The organism is Ruegeria sp. PrR005 (assembly GCF_010500245.1).
Lineage (GTDB): Bacteria > Pseudomonadota > Alphaproteobacteria > Rhodobacterales > Rhodobacteraceae > Ruegeria_B > Ruegeria_B marisflavi.
The window spans coordinates 192155-216661 of record NZ_JAAGOX010000054.1; the positions used below are offsets into that span (position 1 = coordinate 192155).

Genomic DNA, 24507 nt, shown 5'->3' on the forward strand with positions numbered 1-24507 from the left:
TCAGGCTTAGGCGGCACCCGCGGCAAGGGCAAGCGCGATCTTTCCCCTTCCCGTTGACCTCCCCCGTGCTAGGCTCGCCCCCAGACGGAGGCCAATATGACCGATCCCCTTGCCCGACTGATCCCCGAAGCGCGCGCCTTTCTGACCGAGCTCGCCGCCAACAACAGCCGCGACTGGTTCACCCTGCACAAGGCGCGCTACGACGCCGGGCTGAAGACCCCCGCGCTGATCCTGCTGGACCAGATCGCCGCGCATCTGGGCCCCGGCACCGCGACCAAGCTCTTTCGCCCGCAGCGAGATGTGCGATTTTCCAAGGACAAGACGCCCTACAACACCCACCTGCACCTGTTGTGGACCGCGCCCGATGGCGCGCAATACTTCTTTGGTCTCTCGTCCAACTATGTCACTTCGGGCGGCGGACGGATGGGGTTCGACGCGGCCGCCCTCGCCCGCTATCGCGACCGCCTGCCCGCCCTCGGCCCGGCGCTGCAAGCCGAGATAGACGCGCTGACCGCCCAGGGCGCGCGCCTGTCCGAGCCCGAGCTCAAGCGCCCCGCACCGCCGATCTCACCCGGCGACCCGCTCGCGGATCTGGCCTGCCGGAAATCCCTCTCGCTCTGGTTCGACCATGACGCCGGTCTGACCGACGTTCTGGCGCACTTGACCAGCGACTTTGACCGGCTCAAACCCTTTCAGGCGGCGCTCTCCGCCCTGCTGGCAGACTGACCCATGTCCCATATCCCCAACCGTATCGACACCGTCCGCCCCGACGCCCCGGAACAGGCCGGATATGGCCCGCATCCGGTGGGTGTGCGGACCTCGCAACTCGACATTCCCGGCCGGATCGACGTGGCCCGCGCCACCGAGGACAGCCAGCCGCTCTATAACCGGCCAATGACGGTCGAGCTCTGGTACCCCGCGGCGCCCGGCAATGCGCCGGGCGATCCTTACGACACGCTGATCCGCGACGGGCAGACCACCACCCGCCTCCTCGGCCGCGCCGCCCGCGATGCCACCCCCGCCCAGGGCCGCTTCCCGCTGGTGGTGATCTCGCATGGCTATCCGGGAAACAGGTTCCTGATGTCGCATCTGGGCGAAACGCTCGCCTCGCGCGGGTTCATCGCTGCCGCCCCCGATCACGCCGACAGCACCTATGCCGACCAAGGCGCCTTTGGTGCCACGCTCTATCACCGCCCGCTCGACCAGCGCGCCGTGATCGACCATGTCGCCGCAACCGTGCCGCAGGCCGATACCGGACATACCGGCGTCATCGGCTATTCCATGGGCGGCTATGGCGCGCTGGTCTTTGCCGGGGCCGGTGTCAGCCGCACCGCCACCACCGCCGATTTCGCGCCGCCCGCCGGGCTGCTGTCCCGCCACATCTCCGGCTCCGAAACCCACGCGGCCCTGATCGACCCGCGCGTGCGCGCCGCCATCGCCATCGGCCCCTGGGGCAATCACCGGGGCATCTGGGACTCTCCCGGCCTTGCCGGGCTGGCCAAACCGCTGATGATCATGGCGGGCAGCCTTGACGAGGTCTCGGACTATGCCGCCATGCGCGGTATCTTCGAGCAGACCACCGGCACCACCCGCCACCTGCTCACCTTTCAGGGGGCCAGTCACAATGCCGCCGCGCCCATCCCCGCCCCGGCCGAGAGCTGGGCCGCATCCCCCGCGCTCGACTTCATCCCGTTCGAACACTACGCCGATCCGGTCTGGGATACGGTCCGCATGAACAACATCGCGCAGCATTTCGCCACCGCCTTCCTGTCGCTGCATCTAAAGGGCGACAAGACCATGCAGCGCTACCTTGACGACAGCTTTGTCGGTTTCGCCCCCACCTCTGCCCGCGCCCTCACATTCGAGACGCTGACGAAAGGTCACTGAACGCCGCATCTTTCCCGCCGGCCCGCAACCTGCTTGACTGCGGCGATCAAATCCCGGAGCGCGCCATGCAGACCGAAACCGTAACGCTCAACGGACAAGGCTTCTTTCTCCGCCGCTGGGGCGATCCCGCGCTGCCGCCGCTCCTGATGCTGCACGGCTTTCCCGAATACGGCGGCGCCTGGTCCGACCTCGCCCCGCATCTCACCCAGCGGTTCCACTGCATCGCCCCGGACCAGCGCGGCTATGGCCAGAGCTGGACGCCCGAGGGCGCCACGCACTACGCCACATCCCACCTCGTCGCAGATATGGCGGCGCTGGCTGAAACCCTTGGCACACCGCTCACCGTGCTGGGGCATGACTGGGGCGCGGCGGTGGCCTATGGGCTGGCCATGTTCCGCCCCAGGCTGGTCGACCGCCTGATCATCGCCAATGGCGTACACCCGGTGCCGTTCCAGCGCGCGCTGGCGGCGGGCGGCGCGCAATCGGCGGCCTCGCAATACATGAACGCCCTGCGCGCGCCCGAGGCCACACAGCACTTTGCCGCCAATGATTACAAGGCGCTAAGTGATTTCTTCACCCGCCACATGGGCGGGCATGGCTGGCTCAGTCCTGGACGGCTGGCGGAATACAAGGCCGAATGGGCGCGGCCCGGCAGGCTCGACGCCATGCTCAACTGGTACCGCGCCTCGCCACTGGTGATCGCCGCCCCGGGCCAGCCGCGCACCGATCTGCCCGCACTGCCGCTCGACCGGCTGCACGTTGGCTGCCCGCATCTGCTGCTCTGGGGGCCGGACGACCGCGCGCTGCTGCCCGAGGCGACCGAGGGGCTTGAAGAATTCGCACCAAACCTCACCCGCATCACCATCCCCGGCACCGACCACTGGCTGTGCCATCAGGCGCCCGACCGGGTCGCCGCCGCCATCCTGAACTGGATGCCCCAACCGGAGACCGCCCCATGATCACCGTCCACCACCTCGCCCAATCCCGCTCGCTGCGCATCCTCTGGCTGCTCGAGGAACTGGGCCTGCCCTATGAGGTCATCCGGTACGAGCGCGACCCCAAGACCCGCCTCGCCCCGCCCGAACTGCGCGCCGTCCACCCGCTGGGCAAATCGCCGGTGATCGAGACCGACGGTATCCGGCTGGCCGAGTCCGGCGCCATCGTCGACTATCTCTGCACCCGCCATGCACCACAGATGATGCCGCCGCAGGACAGCCCGGCCTGGGCCGAACATCTGGAGCTGATGCACTTCGCCGAAGGCTCGGTGATGACGCCGATCCTGCTCAATCTCTATGTCGGCCTCTTGGGCGAGGCAGGCGCGCCGCTGCATCCGCGCATCCAGTCGGAACTGACCAGCCATTTCCGCTTCATGGAGGACAGCCTGCGCCCCTCGGGCCATTTCGTGCTGGATGGGCTCAGCGCCGCCGACATCCTGCTCAGCTTTCCCGCGGGCGTGGTGGCGCGGCTGGGCCGCGAAGCCGAGTTTCCCCGGCTCGCCGAGTTCGCCGCCACCATGCGCGCGCGTCCGGCTTTTCAGCGCGCGCTCGCCGCGGGCGGCGGCGACTGATCTCAGTCCTGCCTGGCCCGCTGGTCGGGATGCAGGGCGGTACCCAGGATATGCTCGGACTTGTGGATCACGTGATGGGCGCGACCCACGATCAGCGGATCGGGCGCGCCCACCACCTCCATATCCTTGCCGGGATAGTCGATGGTCGACAGGAAATGCCGCATGCAGTTCAGGCGCGCACGTTTCTTGTCGTTCGACTTGATGATGGTCCAGGGCGCGTCAGCGGTGTCGGTATAAAAGAACATCGCCTCCTTGGCCTCGGTATAATCGTCCCACTTGTCCAGGCTCGCCTTGTCGATCGGCGACAGTTTCCACTGTTTCAGCGGATCGGTCTCGCGCGCGGTGAACCGGCGCTGCTGTTCCTCCTGCGTGACCGAGAACCAGTATTTGTACAGCCGGATGCCCGAGCGTACCAGCATCCGCTCCAGTTCCGGCGTCTGGCGCATGAATTCCAGGTATTCGTTCGGTGTGCAGAACCCCATCACCCGCTCGACCCCGGCCCTGTTGTACCAGGAGCGGTCATAGAACACCATTTCCCCCACCGTGGGCAGCTCCTGCACATAGCGCTGGTAGTACCACTGGCCCTTTTCCTCCCAGGTGGGCTTGTTCAGGGCGACAACGCGGGCCTGGCGCGGGTTCAGGTGCTCCATGAACCGCTTGATGGTGCCGCCCTTGCCCGCGGCATCGCGCCCCTCGAACAGCAGGACAAAGCGCTCGCCGGTCTCCTGCGCCCAGAGCTGTACCTTCAGCAGCTCCGCCTGCAAGCGCGCCTTTTCCGCCTCATAGGGGCGGCGCGCCATCCTGCGCACATAGGGGTATTTGCCGCTCTCGAACGCGTGGCGCACATTCTCGGGCGTCGGCATCACCACCCGGCGCGTCCGCGCCGGCCGAGGCTCCGTCACGAGGTCAGCCGACGCATCGGCCACAGGCTCCGGAACAGCCTCCAGGGCCGCGACCGGCGCCGCCACCTCTGCCGGAGCCTCCAGGCTGGCGGTGGTTTGCTTGTCTTCCTGCGGAACGATGCGCTTTGCTGTATCCAACGGTTCTGTCTCCTCGCTAACGGTCTGGTCTGTCTGGTTCGCGCGTCACTATATCCGCCGCGCCCGCAGCCCGCGTTGATCCGTGTCAAGAAAACGTTACAAATCGGCAAACCTTTCCGTCGCAGTGCCCGCCCCGCCTCTTCGCTTTGCTGCAAATACTCCGGGGGGAGGTGACAGAATTCTGCGATTTCTGCACCGGGGGGCAGCGCCCCCTAGCGGTGTCCCCAGTCATCAGGATCCTCGGAATTGCCCGGGGACAGGCCCAGCACGTCGCCATCGGTCGAACAGCCCAGCCCCAGCACGGTGCGATTGGCATAGGAGAAATAGGCGCAGACCTGGTTGATCTCCAGGATCTCGCCATCCTCCCATCCCGCCGCGCGCAGTGCTTCCACATCGCTCTCGACCATCAGCGCCGGTGTCTCTGTCAGCTTGCGCGCATAGACCATCGCCGCCCGCTCGCGCGCATCCAGGGGCGCCCCATCCGGGGCGCGATCCTCGATTGCCGCCCGAATGGCGTCGCTGCGGGCGCCGTCGCCCAACAGCCGTACCAGCCCCGCGAAATGATGCTCCACGCAATAGGCGCAGCCATTGAGCGAACTGACCCAGACCCCAAGCGTCTCCAGAAACCATTTCGGAATGGCGTTGCCGGTATGGTGCAGCACGTTCTTGTACAGCACCATATGCCCTTCCATCGAATGCGGGCGCAGGGAATGGGCCATCATGATGTTGTCGACATTGCCCCCCGGCCCGGTCACCCGGTCATAAAGCTTCCTCAGCTTGCCGGTGGCCTCGGCAAAGGGAATGGTCCTGATCCAGCTCATGCGGTTCTCTCCGTTCGGGTTCACGCTCACCCTAGGTGTGATCGGCCGCTGGTGAAAGTCCCCCTCACCGGCAACCGTCCCGACCCAAACCGAAGCGCCCCGCGCGATAGACACCAACCCCTGCGCCACATAAACTTGACCCGCAAGGGAGCGCTCGCACATGGCCGACGAAGCTGTCCAGCGCAGGCTGACCACGATCCTCGCCGCCGATGTGGCAGGGTACAGCCGCCTCGTTGCGCGCGACGAAGAGGCGGCCTTGCGCACCCTGAAATCGCACCGGGACATCCTCATGGACCTGATCGCGCGCCATCGCGGGCGGGTGTTCGGCACCGCCGGAGACAGCGTCATCGCCGAGTTCGGCAGCGCCGTGGAAGCCGTCCGTTGCGCCATGACGGCGCAGGAAAGACTGGCCGAGGAAAACGCGAAACTTCCGCCGGATCACCAGATGCACCTGCGCATCGGCATCAATGTCGGCGATGTGATGGTCGATGGCGACGATCTGCTGGGCGACGCGGTCAATATCGCCGCCCGTCTTGAAAGCCTGGCCGAACCGGGCGGCATCACGATTTCCGGCAGCACCTTCGATCAGGTCAGAAACCGGCTCTCGGTCGGGTTCCAGGACCTGGGCCCCCAGAAGGTCAAGAACATCCCCGAGCCCGTTCGAACCTTCCGGCTGGTCGAGGCCACGGCGCACCCCCGCCCCACCCCACGGCCCGCACGCAGAACAGCGCTGATCCTGGCCGGTCTGGTGCTGGTCGCGGGACTCGCCCTGGCTCTGTTTCCCCCCTGGGCAACCCGGTCCGAACCCGCCTCGATCAATCGGATGAAGCTGAGCCTGCCCGACCGGCCCTCGGTCGCCGTCCTGCCCTTCGTCAATCTCTCTGAGACCGACGATCAGGACTATTTCGCGGATGGCATCACCGAGGATATCATCACCGATATCTCCAAGGTCTCCGGCATCTTCGTGGTCGCGGGCAGCTCCTCCTTCTCCTTCCGGGGCAAGGACGTGATAATCAGCGACGTGGCCGAGGAATTCGGCGTGCGCCACGTCCTGCAAGGCAGCGTGCGTCGCTCGGGCGGCAATGTCCGGATCACTGCGCAACTGACCGATGCCCTCCGGGGCAACACCATCTGGGGCGAGCGTTACGACCGTGACATCAGCGATGTCTTTGCGGTTCAACTGGACGTGACCCGGCAGGTCGTCCGCGCCATGGCCGTGACCCTCAAGGCGTCGGAACACGACCGGCTCCTGCAAAAGTACACGACCAACATTGACGCCTACGATGCCTTCCTCCGGGCCCGCCGGCTGGTCCAGTCCCCGGGCCGGGAAAACGTCGAAGAGGGTGAGAGACTGTTTTCCGAGGCCATCGCGCTCGACCCGCAATTCGCCGGCGGCTATGCCGGTCTTGCCTTCAACCACTCGGTCAAGGCGCGGCTCAGGTTCGGCCCCTCGCCCAAGGAGGACGCGCGCAAGTCGCTGGAGTTTGCCGAGAAAGCCATCGAGATCGACCCCGAATTCGCCTGGTCCTATATCGCGCTGGCCGGGGCGCAACTGTCCAACGGCAACCATGACGCGGCCGTCCGCGCGGCCCGGCGGGCGCTCCAGATCCAGCCCAACGGATACGAAGAGAACCTCTTCATGGGCTTCCAGCTCTACTTCGCGGGCGAGGCGGCCGAGGCCGTCCGCCACCTGGAACTGGCCCGCCGCATCAGCCCGCATGACACGATCCGGGGGGTGGCGTTCCTTGCCAACGCCTATTTCATGAACGGCGACTATGCCAAATCCGAAGAGTTGCGCCTGCAACGGATCACCGGCTTTGCCGTCCGCAACCCCAATGCCTATGTCTGGCTGGCGGCGACCCAGCAGCAGCTTGGCAAACAGGACGAGGCCGCCGCCACCGTCGCGCAACTGCTGGAACTCTGGCCCGATTTCCGCCTGTCCGAATGGGGCCTGGTAAAGGCGTTCAAGCTGGCCGAGAACCGCGAACGCCTCTACAACGCAGCCGCCGCAGCGGGTGTGCCAGAGTAACCCTCGCGCGCCACGGTGCGCATCTCCTTTCCGGTCGTTATGAACAGGTGGATCCAGCCCCCAAACAGACCTTTGTAGCCGAGGTTTTCCGAAAATGCGAATTGCATGCTAGAATGCGAATATTGATCTCGAGATTTGGAGCCTTTCATGCGACACACATACCTCATCTCCGCGGCTCTTTGCATCTTTGGCGCATCTGCGGCCACCGCGTTCGAACCGACCCCGGACGGATCCAGCCTTTCCAAGGCTTTTCCGGGCAAGTCCTATTCGCCCTACGCGCATCGGGGCATCCCCGACAGGCCGCTCTGGGGTGATACACACCTCCACACCTCGACCTCATTCGATGCGGGCGCCTTTGGCAATCGGCTGGATGCGCGCGCGGCCTATCGCTTTGCCAAGGGGCAGGAAGTACAGGCGACGACCGGCTTCATGGCCCGGCTGTCGCGCCCGCTCGACTGGCTGGTCGTGGCCGACCATTCCGACAACATGGGCCTCTTTGACATGATCTATGCCCAGGACCCGGCCATCATGTCCGACGCCGAAGGCAACCGTATCGCCACGATGGTGGCCAATGGCGGCGACGAGGGCGTGGCCGCCGCCCTTGAGCTGATCGACGCCTATTCGCGCGGACAGGTCCTCTCTCCGGCCCTCGCGGTCGAGGCGGGAACCAAACCGTTCCGCTCGGTCTGGCAGCGCCAGATCGCGGCCGCCGAAGAAGCCTATGAGCCGGGACTTTTTACCAGTTTCATCGGCTACGAATGGACTTCGCTGATCCAGGGCGGCAACATGCACCGGGTCGTGATCTACCGCGACAATGGGCAAAAGGCGGGTATGCTCGACCCGTTCACCACCGAAAGCCCGGCGGGCTCCATCAACCCGCGCGACCTGTGGAAATGGATGGCCAATTACGAGCAGGTGACGCGCGGCGATGTCCTGGCACTGGCGCATAACGGCAACCTCTCGAACGGCATCATGTTCCCGGAAACGGCGCAATACGACGGCACCGAGCTGGACGAGGAATACGTTCAAACGCGGGCAAGATGGGAACCGATGTACGAGGTCACCCAGATCAAGGGCGACGGCGAGACACACCCCTTCCTCAGCCCCAATGACGAGTTCGCCGATTACGAGACATGGGACAAGGGCAACCTGAACCTGTCCGAACTGAAGGAAGATTCGATGCTGGCGGGCGAATACGCCCGTGAAGCGCTGAAAACCGGGCTCAAGCTCGAAGCCCGCCTTGGCACCAACCCCTACAAGTTCGGCATGGTCGGTTCGACCGACAGCCACACCTCGCTTGCCACCGCGCAAGAGGACAACTTCTTCGGCAAGCACTCCGGCGCCGAACCGAACCCGCAGCGCCCCTCTCATATCGTCGGCCAGTTCGGCGATGTCGCGATCCTCGGATGGGAGATGGTGGCATCGGGTCTCGCTGCGGTCTGGGCCGCCGAGAACACCCGCGAGGCGATCTTTGACGCGATGGAGCGCAAGGAGGTCTATGCTACCACCGGTTCGCGGATCGGGGTCCGTTTCTTCGGCGGTTGGGACTACACGATGGACGACCTGACCTCGCGCACGCCCGCAGCGCTGGGGTACGCCAAGGGCGCGCCGATGGGCGGCGATCTGTCCGCAGCCCCCGAAGGGGCCACAGCGCCGAACTTCATGGTCTATGCGCTCAAGGACCCGATCGGCGGCAATCTCGACCGGATCCAGATCGTCAAGGGCTGGATGGACAGCGCGGGCGAAACGCACGAACAGGTGTATGACGTGGTCTGGGCAGGCGACCGCGAACCCGACGCAAACGGCAAGCTCCCCGCCATCGGCTCCACCGTGGATGTCGCACGCGCGACCTGGACCAACACGATTGGCCTGGGCGAAATGGGAACCGTCTGGACCGATCCCGATTTCGACCCCTCGCAACCGGCGTTCTACTATGCCCGCGTGATCGAGATCCCGACACCGCGCTGGACAGCCTATGACGCCTTCCGCATGGGCGCAGAGGTGCCCGCCGAAAGCCCGATGGAAACGCAGGAGCGCGCCTATACCTCGCCCATCTGGTACACCCCCGGCTGAACCGGGACCAATTCGGCAACTTGGAATGCCGGCCTTCGGGCCGGCATTCTTGTTCCAGCCACCCCGAGTTGTCCACAACCCTTAGCGTCCCTCTTTCCCCCGACCACATCACCTGCCATAATGCAGGCCAACCCAAGAACAAGAGCAGCGCCATGCCCGAAGATCTTCTCAGCGGAGCCAACACCGCCACCTACGACGCCTCCTCCATCGAGGTCCTCGAAGGGCTGGAACCCGTCCGCAAACGTCCCGGCATGTATATCGGCGGCACCGACGAGCGCGCGCTGCATCACATGGTGGCCGAAATCCTCGACAACTCGATGGACGAGGCCGTGGCCGGTTTCGCCAACCGGATCGAGGTGGAACTGCACGCCGATTACGCGCTCACCGTGCGCGACAACGGGCGCGGCATCCCCGTGGACCCGCACCCGAAATTCCCCGGAAAATCAGCGCTCGAAGTCATCCTCTGCACCCTGCACGCGGGCGGCAAGTTCTCGGGCAAGGCCTATCAGACCTCGGGCGGCCTGCACGGCGTCGGCGCCTCTGTGGTGAACGCGCTCTCCGATTCCATGGTCGTACAGGTGGCCCGCGACAAGCAACTCTACGAGCAGCGTTTCTCGCGCGGAGTGCCCCTCGGACCGATCCAGCAGATCGGCGCAGCCCCCAACCGGCGCGGCACCACCGTCACCTTCCACGCCGACGAGGAAATCTTCGGCCACCACCGGTTCAAGCCCGCGCGCCTGTTCAAATCCATCCGCTCCAAGGCCTACCTCTTCTCGGGCGTCGAGATTCGCTGGAAATCCGCCATCGACGACGGCGAAACGCCCACCGAGGCCACCTTCCACTTCCCCGGCGGCCTGGCCGACTACCTCAAGGAGACGCTCGGCAGCGCCTCGACCTATGCCGAGCAGCCCTTTGCCGGTACCGTCGACTTCACCGAGAAATTCAACACCCCGGGCAAGGTCGAATGGGCAATCAACTGGACCCCATCCCGCGACGGCTTCATCCAGTCCTATTGTAACACCGTCCCCACCCCCGAGGGCGGCACGCACGAGGCCGGGTTCTGGTCCGCCGTCCTCAAGGGCATCCGCGCCTATGGCGAGCTGATCAACAACAAGAAGGCCGCCCAGATCACCCGCGAGGATCTGCTGACAGGCGGCTGCGCGCTGGTCTCCTGCTTCATCAGCGAGCCCGAATTCGTGGGCCAGACCAAGGACCGCCTCGCCACCGTCGAGGCGCAGCGCCTGGTCGAAGGCGCCGTGCGCGACCATTTCGACAACTGGCTCGCAGCCGATACCAAATCCGCGGGCGCCATCCTCGACTTCCTGGTGCTGCGCGCCGAAGAACGCATCCGCCGCCGCCAGGAAAAGGAAACCCAGCGCAAGACCGCCACCAAGAAGCTCCGCCTGCCCGGCAAGCTGGTCGATTGCTCCGCCACCTCGCGCGAGGGCACGGAACTCTTCATCGTCGAAGGTGACAGCGCCGGTGGTTCCGCCAAGATGGCGCGCGACCGGCGCACCCAGGCGCTGCTGCCGCTCAGGGGCAAGATCCTGAACGTGCTGGGCGCGGCCAGTTCCAAACTCGGCTCAAACCAGGAGATCAGCGACCTGACCCAGGCGCTGGGCGTCGGCCTTGGCACCCGGTTCAACATCGACGACCTGCGCTATGACAAGATCATCATCATGACCGACGCCGATGTGGACGGCGCGCATATCGCCTCGCTCCTGATGACCTTCTTCTTTACCCAGATGCGCCCGATGATCGACACGGGGCACCTCTACCTCGCCTGCCCGCCGCTCTACCGCCTGACGCAGGGGGCGAAGCGGGTCTATTGCCTGGACGAGCGCGAACGCGACGACTGGCTGGCCAAGGGGCTGGGCGGCAAGGGCAAGATCGACGTGAGCCGGTTCAAGGGTCTGGGCGAAATGGACGCCAAGGACCTCAAGGACACCACCATGAACCCCGAAACCCGCAAGCTGATCCGCGTCACCATCGACGAGGACGAACCCGGCGAGACCGGCGACCTGGTGGAACGGCTGATGGGCAAGAAACCCGAATTGCGGTTCCAGTACATCCAGGAGAACGCGCGGTTCGTGGAGGAGTTGGATGTTTAGGGGATAACGATGGAAGTTATTGAATCCAAAAAAACACCTGAGTTGACCGTTCCACCATTCCGAATGACCGACGAAGAATTCTTGAGTATCATCAAGACGGTAGCGAGAGAAACTGACGAAATTCAATTAACAACAGGAAGTTATCTTGACAATCGACGATATGTTTTGACAGATCTAGATGATCTCGAGAAAAATAGATCGAAAATTAGCAGTCCGCTCACCTTTAGAATTAACTCAATCAAGCTAAACATAAACAGAATACACTCACAGCTAACATTCGAAGAGAAAGATCGCTCGACGGCCGAAGAGTTACATGAGCACCTAAAGCATTACAAGATATGGTACTCTTTTATTGGGAACCCATTCTTAGCGCTTGCCTTAGTATTCCCCGCCTATTTTTATATTTCTTTTGGCAAAAAGCTCGAACTGATTCAGGAGATTCTTCTGCTTTTCGCGGTCGGCAGCCCAATATTTTTTCTTTCATTTCTAACCCACATGGGACACCTTGCTCCAAAAGTGATCTTTCGACCAAATGACACCTTTCTCAAAAGAAACAAAGACAAGATTATCCTTGCGGTACTTTCGCTAGCGGCAGGAATAGCATTGAATGAAGCAGTTCCCTTTATCAAAAGCATGGTAAATGCAGACACGCCAAAGTTAGAAACCCACCAAAATTAGCCAGCGTAGGGTGGGCAGTCCTGCCCACCGCCCCCTGCCCACCGCTTCCTGCCCACCGCCCACACATCCCCACAAAAATACCTCTTCCATCCCCCTTGCGGCAACCTAAACCCAAGCATAGATTCCCCGTGCAGGCGGCGGTTGACCGCGAGGCCCCGCGCCCCTGCTGCGTCGAAAGTCTCATCGCCCTGACCCGATCGGCTCAGGCAACCCTGACACCCAGAGCAACGGCCAAGCTACCCCTCCCGGCAGGCATGGTGCCCGCCGGACCCGTCAGGAGAAAACATCCATGTCCAAGGAAAAGAATCGCGGCAACCGCGAGGCCAAGAAGCCCAAGAAGGAAAAGCCCAAGGTCCTGGCCACCGCCGGAATGGCGAAACCCGCCCCGGTCGCAGGCCGCGACAAGGGCAAGTAAGCCCCCAGTCTTTCCCCCCAGAATGTCACTGGACGCGGGGCGGGGTCACACCCGCCCCGTTTGCCATTCCGGGGCCGGGAAACCGGCGTACAAAACGGTCAATCGGGCTGCCAGCGCGGGTACAAAACGGTCAATTCGCGGTACAGAACCCGCGTCACTCGTGGATCACCACCCGCGTTTCCTCCTTGCCCACCTCGCGCACCCGGTTGAACAACGCTTCCGCATTCTCCGGATCCAACCGCACGCACCCGGCCGAGGCAGGCGTGCCCAGACGGTCGGTCTGCGTCGTGCCATGGATGGCGTAATTCCCTGAAAAGAATATGGAAAACGGCATCGGCGCACCGTCGTAAAGGGTCGAGTAATGTTCGCGCTTGAGGAGGTAAGGGGTAAAGGTTCCGGTGGGCGTACACTTGCCCGGACGCGCCGTGGACACCGGCCAGTCATGCGTCACCGCACCACTGTCCAGCACCTGCATCCGCTGCTCGGACAGATCGATATCAATCAGGAGAAGCTGCGCAATCCCCTGATTTACATACATAAAAATAATGACACCAAAGATCGCGATCCGCTGAAGCACCCGCATTCTCCCTCCATCCCCGGGACCAAGTCTATCCGACCGGCGCCCTATCACAAGTCGGTTTGACCTCTTGCCCATTCCGGGGCAAAGCCCCTAACGTCGCGGAATGATTTTCATTGCCGACAACCAGTTACCCCTGATCCTCGTCTGCTTCCTGACCGGCTGCGTCGGAACCGGATGGCTCTTGCTGCACAAGCCCGCGGGGCATAAGGCCTGGAAGCTTGCGGACCTCGTCTGGGTCGTCCTGGGTGGTTTGGGGGCGCTGGTTGCGGTGCTGGCGGGTTTGTACAAATCGGACCATTCCCGCCTGGACCGCCAGATCGACATCGCCTACGCCGTCACAACCGCCTTCGATCGCGATGCCGCGCGGTTCAGATTGCGCTTTTGCGACCCAGCATATGACACTGATATTAAAGAGTTATGTAACAAAGTAGAATTCCTGTCAGCGTCCACAGCCACCAATGCTGAACTGCCGCTCTTTATCGAGGTCACAAACGAGGTCGCCCCACTGGCCAACCTGCATTTCCTCTTCGGCGGCACCGGATCGGCGTCCGACGACATGCGCGGTATGACAGAAAAAGTGGACGCGTTCGACGTCAGCGAGTTCCTGGTGTTCACCACCCTCGACGAGCCGACCCAGGCGGCATTGCAGAACATGCGCCGCAAAGTGCCTGTCGTTGCTGGCGATTTTCAGATTCTCGCCTATACCTATGACGATCTGATCGAACAGATCGGCAAGCTGAAGTCGGAATGGGAATACCTCAAGGCCAATGCCCATATTCTGGTTCTGCAAATTCTGGCGCTTTGTTTCGTCAGTTTTGCCGCACCCTTCCGGCTTGGAAAATCAATCATCGAGTTGCGTTAGCTAAGCCACCCAACCAACTGCCGTCGCAAGGTTTTATCCTTTCGCAATCCGTCGGGCGATGTCATTCACCAGCTGCCGCATCGCCTCGGTCTGGGCCTGGGCCATGGCCTGTATGCTGGGCTCGGCCATCGCCACGGAATAGGAGTACCGATAGGCTTTTTCCAAGTTCCCATGGGCGGGAGAGGTCAGGAAGTACTGCCCGGAAAAGACCAGGTTTTGCCCGGGAACGCCGGACAGCCGATGCACCTTGACCGCCACCTGAACATCGGCGGGGGTCTCGAACGGCCACGGATCGGCGGCGACCGAGGCGCTGAGAGCCTGATCCAGTCCAGCCGCCAGCATCTCGCTCATGGCGCGCTCGGGTTCGTCGGCCCAGAATCCCGCCTTGGTCGGTCGCAACACGCCGTCGTCACCCAGCAGCGTGATCTCGCTGTCGCTGACATAGGCAGGCAGATCCATCCGGGCGACCTGTACCGTGCGTACCCCTGTCCGATAGGTGTCGACACCGGTGATTTCCGGCAAAAGATATCGCTCCTCGGGCGCACTACAGGCCGCAAGTGCAATCAGTGCAACGGAAAACAGCTTTCTCATAGGTCAACGTCCTACCAATAGGGAATTGGGTTTTCGCCGGATGGCCTCGACCAGCGCGTTCAGCGACCGGACCGTGGCGCGCAGATCGCCGATGGCGGCCTGTACCTCGCGATTGACCGGAGAGCCCGGCCCATAGGCTCCGATGGTCGCTTCGGCGCTGTCGGCCAGATCGTCCAGCCGCTGGGCAAGCTCGGGCAGATCCTTGACCGCAAGCGCCACCGACTCCGCGGCCGAACTTGCGGTTTCCAGGGTGCGGTTCAGGTTTTCGACCGCACCACCCGCCTGCAACTCGGCCAGTACCTGCTGCACCTGCTCCAATGCGCCCGACAGGGCGCCGGGCACCTTTTCCATGTCTTCGTTGCGCAGGAAGGCGTCCGCCGACTGCATCACCTGATCGGCCGAGGCCACCACATCGCCCAACGGCAATTCATTCGCCGTTGCCACCAACCTGTCGATGTCTTCCACCAGCGACGGCAACCCGGCGCTGGCATCCTCGACATTGGCGGCGGCTGTGCGCACGTCGTTCAATGCGTCGATCAGGGTCTGGGACACCTGCTGTTCCTCGAACCGGCCAAGTGTTTCGTTGACCGAACCCACCGTCGTGTCGATCGAGGCCAGGGTTTTCTCCGCCTGCTCCAGCGCAGCAGAAAGCGCGGCAGGCACGCGGGTTACATCCTCTTTCTCAAGGAACGCATTGGCTGTTTGCAGGACGTCACCCGCCGAAGCCACCACATCCTCCAGCGGCAGTGCATCGGCCTTGGCCACCAGCCGGTCGATATTGGACACCAAAGCCGGCAGTTCTGCGCTGAACTCCGTCACATAGGTTGCGGCCAGACGCACCTCTTCGAGGGCGGCAACCAGTTTCTGCGAGCCCTCATCCTGTGTGAACCGGTCCAGAACCGCATTGACCGAGGCCACGGCCTGACGCAGATCGTCGGGCAGCGTCCGCAGGCTTTCCGAGCCGGCCACCGAATTCACATTGTCGAGCACGCTGCGGATATCGGCAGGCAAGGCGCGTGTATCGCCGTCGGCGACGATGGAATTGACGTTGTCCAACAACGTGATCGCGCGCTGCATCAATTCTTCGACCGGCAGGGCGGCCACCCGGTCCAGCACGTTCTGGGACGCGACGGCCAGCGTGTCCGGCGGTGTCGGCAAGGAGGGCATGATCGGGAACGGCGCCGCCTGCTTGTCGATGACTGCTGGCTCTGCCTCGTCATCCTCGACAAGCTGCACCACCAGCCCGCCAGAGAACAAGGAGGCGGGCATAAGCCGCGCCCGCAACCCGCCCCGCTCCACCATGGTGGACAGCAACGACAGGGTATCCTCGGCGGTCTTTACGTCGTGCAGCCCCAGGCGAGAGGGCTCGACCGTATAAAGGACCTGCATCCTGATTTCCGGGGACTGGCCTTCGACTTCGTCGACCTGGGCAGTCATATGCTTGACCTGACCCACCTTGACGCCGCGAAACAAGACCTCAGACCCGACTCTCAGCCCGCGCACGGACCCTTCGAAACTCGACATGATCTCGACCGTCGCCTGAAGGGTGTCCCCCAGAAGGGCGTCGCGCGCAGATGCCTCGTTGGGATAGAGGTCGAACACCGGCCGCCGGCCCACCGCCTCGCCACCCGATACCGGCGTGTCAAAGGCGATCCCGCCCTGCAACAGCGATGCCAGGCTGTCCACTTTTAGCTGAATGCCGCCCTCGCCCAGTTCCAGGCCGATACCCGACACATTCCAGAACCGCGTGCCCGAGGTGATCATCTTGTCATACGGCGCCTCGATGAAGCCACTGATCAGAACCGAGCCGCTGAGCGGGTCGAAGCGCACGGCGGCAACCTTGCCCATCTGCACCCCCTTGTGCAGGATCGGCGCCCCGACCGAGACCGAACCGCTGTCGGGCGCCACCAGCACCACGGCCCGCCCCTTGGTTCCCGGTGGCACAGCAGGCGAGACCTCTTCGGCGACGAAATCCCGTGACGGGTCTCCGGTTTCCGCATCCCAGTCCGCAGCGATATAGGACCCTGACAACAAGGTATTGAGCCCGCTGATACCGCCCGGGCCGACGCGCGCCGTCACCAGCCAGAACCGCGTGTCCTTATCCAGATAGCGGGCCAGGTCACGATTGATTTCCGCATGCGCCACGACCTGGCTGAGATCGTCGCTGAATTGCAGCGACCGAACCGTACCAACGCCAACTTCGCGATACCGTATCTCGGTCTTACCGGGTTCGATCCCGGTTGCGTCGGCAAAGGCGATGCGGATCGGGACGTCGCGATTGGCGTAGTTCTGCCACGCCAGCCCCATCGCACCCGCAACCGCGGCGACAGGCACAAGCCAGACCAGAGACAGGCCGCGCCAGCCACGCGCCCGGCTGGTTTCCACTTCGGGACGGGCAAGTTCCATGTCGTCATTCATTCGTTACACCGTCCCAGATCAACTTGGCGTCAAGCGCCTGCGCCGAAAGCATTGTACAGATCACAGACAAAGCGAAACAGATCGCCCCCGCCCCCGGCAGAAACGCCAGGATTGCCCCCAGATGCACCAGACCGGTCAGCAATGCCACAACAAACACGTCAATCATGGACCAGCGCCCGATGAACTCGACAAACTCGTAAAGCACGTGCCGCAGCCTTGGGGACAGCTGCCAGCCATGCTGTATCGAAAGGGCCAGCGTCGCGATCACCGCGACCTTGAAAAACGGGATGACAAAACTGGCAAGGAAGATCACGCCGGCGACCAAGTAGTCCCCGGACTGGGCAAAGAGAAGGATCCCTTCAAGGATCGTGTGGCCTTCCTCATGGCCGAAGATCTCGTTGCTCAAGAGCGGGTAAAGATTGGCGGGGATCAGGAAAAAGATACCGGTGAGCAGCCAGGCCCAAAGCTTCTGCATGCTGTTGGGCAACCGGTGATGCAGGGCCGAACCACAGGTGCGGCACGTCTGCCCTCCCTTGGAATGAACGGCGCCACAATTGTGGCAGCCGATCCAGCCGAAATCCGAGGCCCGCATCATTCCTGCCGCTCCCGGATCATGGTCCAGATCGTCCATCGGCAGACCGAGGCATTCTTGAGCGCCAGCACAAGAACCATCACGCAGAAGATCCAGAATGCCTCCTCAAAGCCTACACGCGCCAGTCCGGCCACCTTGACCAGGGCAACCCCGGTCCCGATCAGAAAGACCTCGGTCATGGCCCAGGGCGCCATCGCCTCGGCCAGGCGAAACACCTCGCGCGCAGCGCGCGGCGGGCGTTTCTGGCGCAGCCCCCAGACTACATAGATCAAGGCAGCCGCGCGCAGCATAGGCACGCCGACCACGAACATCGCGACAACAATGGCCAGCAGCATGTACCAGCCATGCGCCAGGCCACCAATCATACCAAGGATCGACACCTCGTTGGACAATCCCTGCCGGGTCAGGGTCAGAAAGGGAAAGCTGAGCATGGCCACCATGAGCATGGCCGAGGTGAGCGCCAGCGCCAGGGTCCGGTTCAGTGTATCCCGTCGCGGGGCGATCAGGGTGAAATGGCAGCGCTTGCACCGCGCGACCTGCCCCGGCGCGATCGTCTCTGCCACATGCAGCGTATCGCAGGACGGACAAGCGATCACCCCATCGGGATCGGCCTCGAAGAGGCGGGCCCATGCCCTCCGTTCCAGATCGTCGCTGGTCGGTGTCACATCGGGCAAGCTTGTCATGAACCTGTTTCTTCTCTGGGTACCAATCTGGACCGCCCCCTATCGCCTGTAGGCCCGCGCCAGCCGTTCCGGCGAGACACCACCGAAATACCTGAGCAGCGTCCACAGATTGCGCGCCCCGCGCCCGAACCATCCGTCCCGCAGGTACCTGTCGGCCCCGGTCACGGCGCCCGACGGGAGCAGGACAGGCGGGGCGGGCAGCGCCCGCACCAGATGCACATCTTCCATCAAGGGCTGGTCAGGATACCCGCCTGCGGCCTCATAGTCCTCGCTGCGGATCAAAAGACCCTGATCGCCATAGGGGAGCCCGAGAAATCGCGTCCGCAGGTTGGCCCAGCCCGCGACCCAGGCAGGCCCAAGACCCCGCGCGGCGAAAGCCAGTCGAAAGACCGCCGCCCTTTCGCTGCTGGCGATGTGATCCGATACCACCTCGGACCAGCCGGCATCCAGCACCGTGTCAGCATGCAGGATCAGGATCCACTCGCCCCTTGCCACGGCGCAGCCTCGCCTGAGCTGCCCGCCACGCGATGGCGACCCTTGCAGCACGACGGCCCCCGCCTCCTCGGCGATATCAAGGGTGCGGTCCCCCGATCCGCCATCGGTCACGATCACCTCTCGGATCAGGCCCGTGGGCAGCCCTTCCATCAGGGCGGCAAAGACCCGAGGCAGGGTTACCTCGGCCGCAAGGGTCGGAATCACGATGCTGAGCTTGGCTGGCAAGGTCTGTTTCCTCTGGCCTCTGGTCAGTTGGGCGGGTTCTCCTATATCACGGGTCTGACGGCGATGACGAGGACCAAGACATGCCCACCCGACGCATCCTGCGGCTAAGCGGAGCCGACACGGAAGACTTTCTTCAGGGGTTGGTCACCAACGACACGCGCAAGCTGGATCGGGGGCTGGTCTATGCGGCCCTTCTGAACCCGCAGGGAAAGTATCTGGCCGATTTCTTTTTGAAACGGGACGGCGCATCGATCCTGCTGGATGTGGCAGAGCCATTGGCGGACGGGCTGGTGAAACGCCTGTCCATGTACAAATTGCGGGCGGATGTCACCATTGGTGAAAGCGGCCTGCATCTGCAACGCGGTACCGGCCCCGCGCCCGAGGGCGCACTCATGGACCCCCGCCATCCCGCGCTGGGCTGGCGCGCGTATGCCCAGGCCGCAGAGAGCGACGACGGCAGCGACTGGGATGCGATCCGGGTGGCCCATTGCATTCCCGAAACCGGGATCGAACTGACTGGGGACAGTTACATTCTGGAAGCCGGGTTCGAGACGCTAAACGGAGTCGATTTTCGCAAGGGATGTTATGTCGGGCAGGAAGTCACCGCCCGCATGAAGCACAAGACCGAATTGCGCAAAGGCCTTGCAAAAGTCACCGTCGAGGGCCCCGCAGACCCAGGAACCGAGATCACGACCGACGGCAAGACTGTTGGCACCCTGCACAGCCGGTCCGGCGATCAAGCAATTGCCTATCTCCGTTTTGACAGGGCCAAGGGAGATTTGCAGGCAGGCACAGCGCGGGTGCGCATGGACTGATTGATCTTTGCGGCGCGGCGCGGCAGATTTCCCTTAAACGATCAGGGGACCGGGGATGTTTCAGCTTTACGCCGCAATCTGGCGGGTCAGCGCGCGCCGTCAGGTGGTGTTGATCATACTCTCCCTGGCGATCGCCGCTCTGGCCGCCGCCCCGCTGGAGTTTCAACGGGACATCGTCAACCACCTGACCGAGGCCTCGCTCGACACCGGCCAACTGTTCTTGCTCGGCGCCGGGATGGGCGCCGTTATCCTGCTCAGCCTGCTGCTGAAGTTCCTGATGGGGTTTCTGTCGGGCACGCTGGGAGAGCATGTCATCCGCCTGATCCGCAGACGGCTGGTTGAACGCGCCTCTGCGCAAAGCAACGATCTGAGTCAGGGCACCCTGACCGCCGCGGTTACTGCCGAGGCGGAAGAGCTTGGAAAGTTCGCCGGCGGGGCCTTTTCCGACCCGGTGGTTCAGATCGGTACGCTGATCAGTGTAATCGGCTATATCTCCTCCACCCAGCCGGGATTGGGATTGATCGCGGCGGGCATGATCCTGCCGCAGATCGCCATCGTCCTGCTGTCGCAACGGAAGGTGAACCGCTATGTCGCCCTGCGCGTGAAACTGCTGCGGGCCGCAAGCGAGCAATTGAGCAGGCAGGACATCACCGACGAAATTGCCGGGATCGAGGCCAAGTTCGACGAGATCTACGACACCCGGCGCAACATGTTCCTGTGGAAACTGTCGACCAAATTCGTGCTCAGCGCCATCAATGGCGCGGGCACGGTCGCGGTGCTGATGCTTGGCGGCTGGCTGGTTCTACATGGTCGTACGGACGTGGGAACCGTGGTTGCCGCAGTCAGCGGGTTGGGCCGCATTCAGGGGCCAACCGCCTTTCTGATCGCGTTCTACCGCCAGGTCAGCGCCAACAGAATCAAGTTCGAATTACTGCGCGACCTGATCCGGTGAGGTCCAGTAAGGGCCGCAGGGGAGATGAAACGAAAAAGACCGCCCAACGGGCGGCCTTGTGACGCAACGTTATGCGCGTTCGGAGTACTCCATGGTCTCGGTATTCACGACGATCATTTCGTCCTGCCCGATGAACGGGGGCACCATCACCTTGACGCCATTGTCCAGCAAGGCGGGCTTGAAGGAGTTGGCCGCGGTCTGGCCTTTGACCACCGGCTCGGTCTCGACGATTTTGCAGGTCACCTTCTGCGGCAGCGTCGCATTCAGAGCCTCGCTCTCGTGAAACTCGACCAGGATCGTCATGCCATCCTGAAGGAAGGGCCGGCGCTCTCCCAATAGTTCGGCGGGCAGTTCGATCTGTTCATAGGTTTCGGCATCCATGAACACCAGCATCCCATCGGATTCATACAGGAATTGCTGGTCTTTCTGCTCCAGACGCACACGCTCGACCTTGTCGGCAGAGCGGAACCGTTCGTTCAGCTTTGACCCGTTACGCAGGTTGCGCAGTTCGACCTGAGCAAAGGCCCCGCCTTTGCCGGGCTTCACATGGTCGACCTTCACGGCCGCCCACAGCCCGCCATTGTGCTCCAGAACATTGCCGGGGCGGATTTCGTTTCCGTTGATCTTGGGCATGACATATTTCCTTCACACGACGGTTGATGCACCCATTTGCGCCCCTATATCTGGCGGGACGATCCCTGGCAAGACAACGAAACCTAGTGCTGCAATCGCAGCAGTTATGCAAAACATGCAACTCATCTATGCATTAATGGGGTACCCGAATCGAGTCCGATCGGTCATAAGCAACGCTACGCCGAAAATTGCAAGAGCAAGAACAACAAGGAAGACGAGATGAAAGATTTCGTTGACGGCACCGCCTACAACAACGAGCAAGGCAACCGTGCTAGAAAACTGTTTGCGGCCGTTGTGTTGGCCGCGCTGGATGACGCCATCGCCGACGACAAGAAGTACGGCAATGGCCCCGAACAGATCGCCCGCTGGGCCCGCTCGCGCGATGGGCGCGAGGTGCTGAGCTGTGCCGGTATCGACCCGAACGAACGCGTCGTGCGCGGGTTGATGGAATTCGTGGGACGTGGGGTCCGTACCTCTGTCGCGCTGTCGCGCGAAGAGAGCGAGCGCCGCAACGCCGCACAGGCCGAAGCCGCCTGACACATCAAGGCTGTCGACAACAGGCGCGCTCCGTGGGGGGCGCGTTTTTCGTTGGTTCGAGGCATGACGGCAACCGGACACCGAATGCCGCAGGGGGACTGGTCACGGCACCGGATTTCGGATCATCTGCCAGCGACGGACAACGGGAGCACGCATGGTTCGCGCGATCATGATTCAGGGAACCGGCAGCAACGTCGGCAAGTCGATGCTGGTCGCGGGCATGGCGCGGGCCTTTGTGCGGCGGGGGCTGCGCGTGGCGCCCTTCAAGCCGCAGAACATGTCGAACAACGCCGCCGCCACCGAGGATGGCGGAGAGATCGGCCGCGCCCAGGCACTGCAAGCGCGGGCGGCGCGGCGCGTGCCGCATACGGACATGAACCCGATCCTGCTGAAGCCTGAAACCGATACAGGCGCCCAGATCATCGTACAGGGCAAGCGGGCCGGTACGATGCGGGCAGGCGATTATCGCCGCAACAAGGCGCATCTGCTGGACAAGGCGCTGGAAAGCTTTGGCCGGCTTTGTCGCGACGCCGACCTGGTGCTGGTCGAAGGCGCGGGCAGCCCGGCGGAAACCAACCTCCGGGCCGGCGACATCGCCAATATGGGGTTTGCCTGTGCCGCCGGTGTGCCTGTGGTCCTGGTCGGTGACATTCATCGCGGCGGGGTGATTGCCCAGATCGTGGGCACCAAGGCTGTTCTGGACGCAGGCGATCTGGCACAGATCCGCGCCTTTGCCATCAATCGGTTCAAGGGCGACATCTCCCTCTTCGACGAGGGCCGCGATGATATCGCCCGTCGCACCGGTTGGCCCTGCCTGGGCGTGGTTCCGTGGTTTAACGATGCCTGGCGCCTGCCGGCCGAGGATATGATGGATATCCGCTCCAGCGCGGGCGGCACCTTCAAGGTGGCGGTGCCGCAGTTGGAACGCATGGCGAATTTCGACGACCTGGATCCGCTGTCCGCCGAACCCGGCGTGACGGTCGAAATCATCCCGGCGGGCCGCCCCCTGCCCGGCGATGCAGATCTGGTCCTGTTGCCGGGAAGCAAGTCGACCATCGGCGATCTCGCCTTCTTCCGCGCCCAGGGCTGGGACATCGACCTCTACGCCCATGTGCGGCGCGGCGGCCATGTGCTGGGACTCTGTGGCGGCTATCAGATGCTGGGACGCAGCATCGACGACCCTGACGGAATCGAGGGGCGCCCGGGCAAGGTCGACGGTCTTGGCCTGCTGGATGTCGACACCATCATGACCGGCGACAAACAGGTCACCCTGCGCCATGCAACGGCGCTGCCGGGCGGCGAACCGGTCACCGGATACGAGATTCATATCGGCCGGACCTCTGGCCCCGATTGTGCCCGGGCGTGGTTAGAGATCGACGGGCGCCCGGAAGGCGCCGCATCCACAGACGGGCGGATTCGGGGCAGCTATCTGCACGGGGTATTCACCTCGGACCCGTTCCGCGCGCGCTATCTGGCGGAATTCGGGCAGGAAGCGCTGGTCGGATACGAAGACGGCGTGGACCAGGTGCTGGACGCGCTGGCAGAGCATATAGAGGCCCATCTGGACCTCGACCTGTTGCTTGAGCTTTCGGAACCGCCGCGAGGGGCCTGATCACTCGAATTCTTGTGCTGTCAGCGCGCGATGGATCTCGCGGCGTACCAGCTTGCGCACATTGCGGGTGATCCTCTCACCCAACGCGCCCTGAAGCTCTTCGCGCACGATATCCGCCACAAGCTCGCGCAGGCTCTCTTCGTCGAGATAGCCTTCTTCAGGCGACAGGATGGACCGCTCGTCTTCGAGCTCGTCTTCCATTTCCGGGTCATCGACATCGTGATCGAAAGACACAGGCGCGTCGTCAGTTGAAAACTCAACCTGCGTGGCTTCCTCTTCGGCCGGGGCCAAATGATCCTGCCACTCCATCGCTTCGACCCGCGTCCCGGAATAGGCGTCCGGGCTCAACCCGTCGGGCTCCCAATCGTCGTCCGTCTGGGCGATCACCGCTTCCAGCACCTCGATCCGGGCGCTGAGCGGTTCTTCAGTGTCCAGCGCCACGTCGATATCCGGCACATCCAGTTCGGCAAGCATCGCCGGTTCGGGGATATCTTCCTCTTCCACAACGGGGTTAGTCTTGATGATCGGCTCGCCTGCGGCCTGGGCCGCTGAAAACAGCGTTGCATCCGGGTCGGTCCAAGGCGCGGATGCCTCATCCGCCCCGCCCTCGGCCTCCGCATCCGCTTGCAGCACCGGTTCTTCCGCGGGGGTTTCATCCTCGGACCGGTCAGCGACCCGCAGCGCAGGGGTCAGCACCAGCTTTCCCGGCCGAGTTGCCGGTCCCTTGGAACGCCCCTCGGAACGGCCTTCTTCGCTTACCAATCTTCGGATCGAAGAAAGGACATCCTCGATCTCTACGGACTTTGCAGGATCAGACATTTGTTGCTACCACTCTTGGCCTCGCCCGCGAGTGTAGCGAACATCCGCCGATCCGACAACAAATGAAACCAT

The 24507-nt window shown here is 63.2% G+C and carries 24 protein-coding genes; 14 read left to right on the plus strand and 10 right to left on the minus strand.

Annotated elements, in window-relative coordinates:
- Nucleotides 1–96: 96 nt before the first annotated feature.
- From G0P99_RS21090 to G0P99_RS21105, 4 genes are all read left to right on the plus strand, one after another.
- Nucleotides 97–726 (plus strand): TIGR02453 family protein, encoded by a 630-nt coding sequence (locus G0P99_RS21090; protein WP_164132455.1) that lies wholly within the window; start codon nucleotides 97–99, stop codon nucleotides 724–726.
- A gap of 3 nt (nucleotides 727–729) precedes the next feature.
- A complete protein-coding gene (locus G0P99_RS21095; protein WP_164132456.1) occupies nucleotides 730–1887 on the plus strand; it encodes a dienelactone hydrolase family protein in 1158 nt (385 codons plus the stop codon).
- Nucleotides 1888–1952: 65 nt separating this feature from the next.
- Nucleotides 1953–2846 (plus strand): alpha/beta fold hydrolase, encoded by an 894-nt coding sequence (locus G0P99_RS21100; RefSeq protein ID WP_164132457.1) that lies wholly within the window; start codon nucleotides 1953–1955, stop codon nucleotides 2844–2846.
- Nucleotides 2843–3454: a glutathione S-transferase family protein gene (locus G0P99_RS21105; RefSeq protein ID WP_164132458.1), complete on the plus strand. Its 612-nt coding sequence runs from the start codon at nucleotides 2843–2845 to the stop codon at nucleotides 3452–3454. Before G0P99_RS21100 ends, G0P99_RS21105 begins: the two co-directional genes overlap by 4 nt.
- 2 nt (nucleotides 3455–3456) lie before the next feature.
- Here G0P99_RS21105 and ppk2 read toward each other — a convergent pair whose 3' ends face one another.
- On the minus strand, nucleotides 3457–4356 hold the full coding sequence (ppk2, locus tag G0P99_RS21110; RefSeq protein WP_370462864.1) for a polyphosphate kinase 2: 900 nt from the start codon (nucleotides 4354–4356) through the stop codon (nucleotides 3457–3459).
- A gap of 350 nt (nucleotides 4357–4706) precedes the next feature.
- Nucleotides 4707–5315, minus strand: coding sequence for a carboxymuconolactone decarboxylase family protein (locus G0P99_RS21115; RefSeq protein WP_164132459.1), 609 nt, complete (start codon nucleotides 5313–5315; stop codon nucleotides 4707–4709).
- A gap of 160 nt (nucleotides 5316–5475) precedes the next feature.
- On the opposite strand from G0P99_RS21115, the gene G0P99_RS21120 reads away from it, so the two are divergent.
- The 5 genes from G0P99_RS21120 (at nucleotide 5476) to G0P99_RS24970 (ending at nucleotide 12621) form a co-directional block, all read left to right on the plus strand.
- Complete coding sequence (locus G0P99_RS21120) at nucleotides 5476–7344, plus strand: adenylate/guanylate cyclase domain-containing protein (RefSeq protein ID WP_164132460.1); 1869 nt, start codon at nucleotides 5476–5478, stop codon at nucleotides 7342–7344.
- 147 nt (nucleotides 7345–7491) lie between these two features.
- Entirely contained in the window at nucleotides 7492–9417 is a 1926-nt protein-coding gene (locus tag G0P99_RS21125) for a DUF3604 domain-containing protein (RefSeq protein ID WP_164132461.1), read from the plus strand.
- A gap of 152 nt (nucleotides 9418–9569) precedes the next feature.
- The gene (gene parE / locus G0P99_RS21130) at nucleotides 9570–11528 is read left to right on the plus strand and encodes a DNA topoisomerase IV subunit B (protein ID WP_164132462.1); all 1959 of its coding nucleotides are present in this window, start codon (nucleotides 9570–9572) and stop codon (nucleotides 11526–11528) included.
- Nucleotides 11529–11537: 9 nt separating this feature from the next.
- Nucleotides 11538–12206 carry a hypothetical protein gene (locus G0P99_RS21135; protein ID WP_164132463.1) on the plus strand — a complete coding sequence of 223 codons (669 nt, stop codon included), beginning with the start codon at nucleotides 11538–11540 and terminating at the stop codon, nucleotides 12204–12206.
- Between the two features lie 289 nt (nucleotides 12207–12495).
- Complete coding sequence (locus G0P99_RS24970; protein WP_255455806.1) at nucleotides 12496–12621, plus strand: hypothetical protein; 126 nt, start codon at nucleotides 12496–12498, stop codon at nucleotides 12619–12621.
- A gap of 154 nt (nucleotides 12622–12775) precedes the next feature.
- On the opposite strand, the gene G0P99_RS21140 is transcribed toward G0P99_RS24970, so the two are convergent.
- Nucleotides 12776–13204, minus strand: coding sequence for a L,D-transpeptidase (locus G0P99_RS21140; protein ID WP_239059895.1), 429 nt, complete (start codon nucleotides 13202–13204; stop codon nucleotides 12776–12778).
- A gap of 100 nt (nucleotides 13205–13304) precedes the next feature.
- Between G0P99_RS21140 and G0P99_RS21145 the strand changes: the two genes are divergently transcribed.
- Nucleotides 13305–14063 (plus strand): hypothetical protein, encoded by a 759-nt coding sequence (locus G0P99_RS21145; RefSeq protein WP_164132464.1) that lies wholly within the window; start codon nucleotides 13305–13307, stop codon nucleotides 14061–14063.
- 33 nt (nucleotides 14064–14096) lie between these two features.
- Here the strand turns inward: G0P99_RS21145 and G0P99_RS21150 are convergent, their stop codons facing one another.
- From G0P99_RS21150 to G0P99_RS21170, 5 genes are read right to left on the minus strand one after another with little or no spacing between them, the layout of a single operon-like run.
- The gene (locus G0P99_RS21150) at nucleotides 14097–14654 is read right to left on the minus strand and encodes a membrane integrity-associated transporter subunit PqiC (RefSeq protein ID WP_164132465.1); all 558 of its coding nucleotides are present in this window, start codon (nucleotides 14652–14654) and stop codon (nucleotides 14097–14099) included.
- Nucleotides 14655–14657: 3 nt separating this feature from the next.
- Complete coding sequence (locus G0P99_RS21155; protein ID WP_164132466.1) at nucleotides 14658–17072, minus strand: MlaD family protein; 2415 nt, start codon at nucleotides 17070–17072, stop codon at nucleotides 14658–14660.
- Complete coding sequence (locus tag G0P99_RS21160; protein WP_164132467.1) at nucleotides 17065–17667, minus strand: paraquat-inducible protein A; 603 nt, start codon at nucleotides 17665–17667, stop codon at nucleotides 17065–17067. Before G0P99_RS21160 ends, G0P99_RS21155 begins: the two co-directional genes overlap by 8 nt.
- A complete protein-coding gene (locus G0P99_RS21165; protein WP_164132468.1) occupies nucleotides 17664–18347 on the minus strand; it encodes a paraquat-inducible protein A in 684 nt (227 codons plus the stop codon). Before G0P99_RS21165 ends, G0P99_RS21160 begins: the two co-directional genes overlap by 4 nt.
- 39 nt (nucleotides 18348–18386) lie before the next feature.
- A complete protein-coding gene (locus G0P99_RS21170; RefSeq protein ID WP_164132469.1) occupies nucleotides 18387–19067 on the minus strand; it encodes a TIGR04283 family arsenosugar biosynthesis glycosyltransferase in 681 nt (226 codons plus the stop codon).
- A gap of 80 nt (nucleotides 19068–19147) precedes the next feature.
- On the opposite strand from G0P99_RS21170, the gene G0P99_RS21175 reads away from it, so the two are divergent.
- Together G0P99_RS21175 and G0P99_RS21180 are read left to right on the plus strand one after the other, a co-directional pair.
- Nucleotides 19148–19882 carry a folate-binding protein YgfZ gene (locus G0P99_RS21175; protein WP_164132470.1) on the plus strand — a complete coding sequence of 245 codons (735 nt, stop codon included), beginning with the start codon at nucleotides 19148–19150 and terminating at the stop codon, nucleotides 19880–19882.
- A gap of 55 nt (nucleotides 19883–19937) precedes the next feature.
- Nucleotides 19938–20834 carry an ABC transporter ATP-binding protein gene (locus tag G0P99_RS21180; RefSeq protein WP_164132471.1) on the plus strand — a complete coding sequence of 299 codons (897 nt, stop codon included), beginning with the start codon at nucleotides 19938–19940 and terminating at the stop codon, nucleotides 20832–20834.
- Nucleotides 20835–20903: 69 nt separating this feature from the next.
- Here G0P99_RS21180 and efp read toward each other — a convergent pair whose 3' ends face one another.
- A complete protein-coding gene (efp, locus tag G0P99_RS21185) occupies nucleotides 20904–21467 on the minus strand; it encodes an elongation factor P (RefSeq protein ID WP_164132472.1) in 564 nt (187 codons plus the stop codon).
- A gap of 219 nt (nucleotides 21468–21686) precedes the next feature.
- Here efp and G0P99_RS21190 point away from each other — a divergent pair, with 219 nt between their 5' ends.
- Both G0P99_RS21190 and G0P99_RS21195 read left to right on the plus strand, forming a co-directional pair.
- Nucleotides 21687–22004 carry a DUF6280 family protein gene (locus G0P99_RS21190; RefSeq protein ID WP_093030065.1) on the plus strand — a complete coding sequence of 106 codons (318 nt, stop codon included), beginning with the start codon at nucleotides 21687–21689 and terminating at the stop codon, nucleotides 22002–22004.
- A 154-nt stretch (nucleotides 22005–22158) separates the two neighbouring features.
- On the plus strand, nucleotides 22159–23616 hold the full coding sequence (locus tag G0P99_RS21195) for a cobyric acid synthase (RefSeq protein WP_164132473.1): 1458 nt from the start codon (nucleotides 22159–22161) through the stop codon (nucleotides 23614–23616).
- On the opposite strand, the gene G0P99_RS21200 is transcribed toward G0P99_RS21195, so the two are convergent.
- Complete coding sequence (locus tag G0P99_RS21200; RefSeq protein WP_164132474.1) at nucleotides 23617–24435, minus strand: hypothetical protein; 819 nt, start codon at nucleotides 24433–24435, stop codon at nucleotides 23617–23619. It lies immediately after the preceding gene.
- Nucleotides 24436–24507 lie beyond the last annotated feature (72 nt).

Bases quoted from the DNA above. Each gene is read 5' to 3' on its own strand.
- G0P99_RS21090 (WP_164132455.1), top strand. From the start codon at position 97: ATGACCGATCCCCTTGCCCGACTGATCCCCGAAGCGCGCGCCTTTCTG.
- G0P99_RS21095 (WP_164132456.1), top strand. From the start codon at position 730: ATGTCCCATATCCCCAACCGTATCGACACCGTCCGCCCCGACGCCCCG.
- G0P99_RS21100 (WP_164132457.1), top strand. From the start codon at position 1,953: ATGCAGACCGAAACCGTAACGCTCAACGGACAAGGCTTCTTTCTCCGC.
- G0P99_RS21105 (WP_164132458.1), top strand. From the start codon at position 2,843: ATGATCACCGTCCACCACCTCGCCCAATCCCGCTCGCTGCGCATCCTC.
- G0P99_RS21115 (WP_164132459.1), bottom strand. From the start codon at position 5,315: ATGAGCTGGATCAGGACCATTCCCTTTGCCGAGGCCACCGGCAAGCTG.
- G0P99_RS21120 (WP_164132460.1), top strand. From the start codon at position 5,476: ATGGCCGACGAAGCTGTCCAGCGCAGGCTGACCACGATCCTCGCCGCC.
- G0P99_RS21125 (WP_164132461.1), top strand. From the start codon at position 7,492: ATGCGACACACATACCTCATCTCCGCGGCTCTTTGCATCTTTGGCGCA.
- parE (WP_164132462.1), top strand. From the start codon at position 9,570: ATGCCCGAAGATCTTCTCAGCGGAGCCAACACCGCCACCTACGACGCC.
- G0P99_RS21135 (WP_164132463.1), top strand. From the start codon at position 11,538: ATGGAAGTTATTGAATCCAAAAAAACACCTGAGTTGACCGTTCCACCA.
- G0P99_RS24970 (WP_255455806.1), top strand. From the start codon at position 12,496: ATGTCCAAGGAAAAGAATCGCGGCAACCGCGAGGCCAAGAAGCCCAAG.
- G0P99_RS21140 (WP_239059895.1), bottom strand. From the start codon at position 13,204: ATGCGGGTGCTTCAGCGGATCGCGATCTTTGGTGTCATTATTTTTATG.
- G0P99_RS21145 (WP_164132464.1), top strand. From the start codon at position 13,305: ATGATTTTCATTGCCGACAACCAGTTACCCCTGATCCTCGTCTGCTTC.
- G0P99_RS21150 (WP_164132465.1), bottom strand. From the start codon at position 14,654: ATGAGAAAGCTGTTTTCCGTTGCACTGATTGCACTTGCGGCCTGTAGT.
- G0P99_RS21155 (WP_164132466.1), bottom strand. From the start codon at position 17,072: ATGAATGACGACATGGAACTTGCCCGTCCCGAAGTGGAAACCAGCCGG.
- G0P99_RS21160 (WP_164132467.1), bottom strand. From the start codon at position 17,667: ATGATGCGGGCCTCGGATTTCGGCTGGATCGGCTGCCACAATTGTGGC.
- G0P99_RS21165 (WP_164132468.1), bottom strand. From the start codon at position 18,347: ATGACAAGCTTGCCCGATGTGACACCGACCAGCGACGATCTGGAACGG.
- G0P99_RS21175 (WP_164132470.1), top strand. From the start codon at position 19,148: ATGCCCACCCGACGCATCCTGCGGCTAAGCGGAGCCGACACGGAAGAC.
- G0P99_RS21180 (WP_164132471.1), top strand. From the start codon at position 19,938: ATGTTTCAGCTTTACGCCGCAATCTGGCGGGTCAGCGCGCGCCGTCAG.
- efp (WP_164132472.1), bottom strand. From the start codon at position 21,467: ATGCCCAAGATCAACGGAAACGAAATCCGCCCCGGCAATGTTCTGGAG.
- G0P99_RS21190 (WP_093030065.1), top strand. From the start codon at position 21,687: ATGAAAGATTTCGTTGACGGCACCGCCTACAACAACGAGCAAGGCAAC.
- G0P99_RS21195 (WP_164132473.1), top strand. From the start codon at position 22,159: ATGGTTCGCGCGATCATGATTCAGGGAACCGGCAGCAACGTCGGCAAG.
- G0P99_RS21200 (WP_164132474.1), bottom strand. From the start codon at position 24,435: ATGTCTGATCCTGCAAAGTCCGTAGAGATCGAGGATGTCCTTTCTTCG.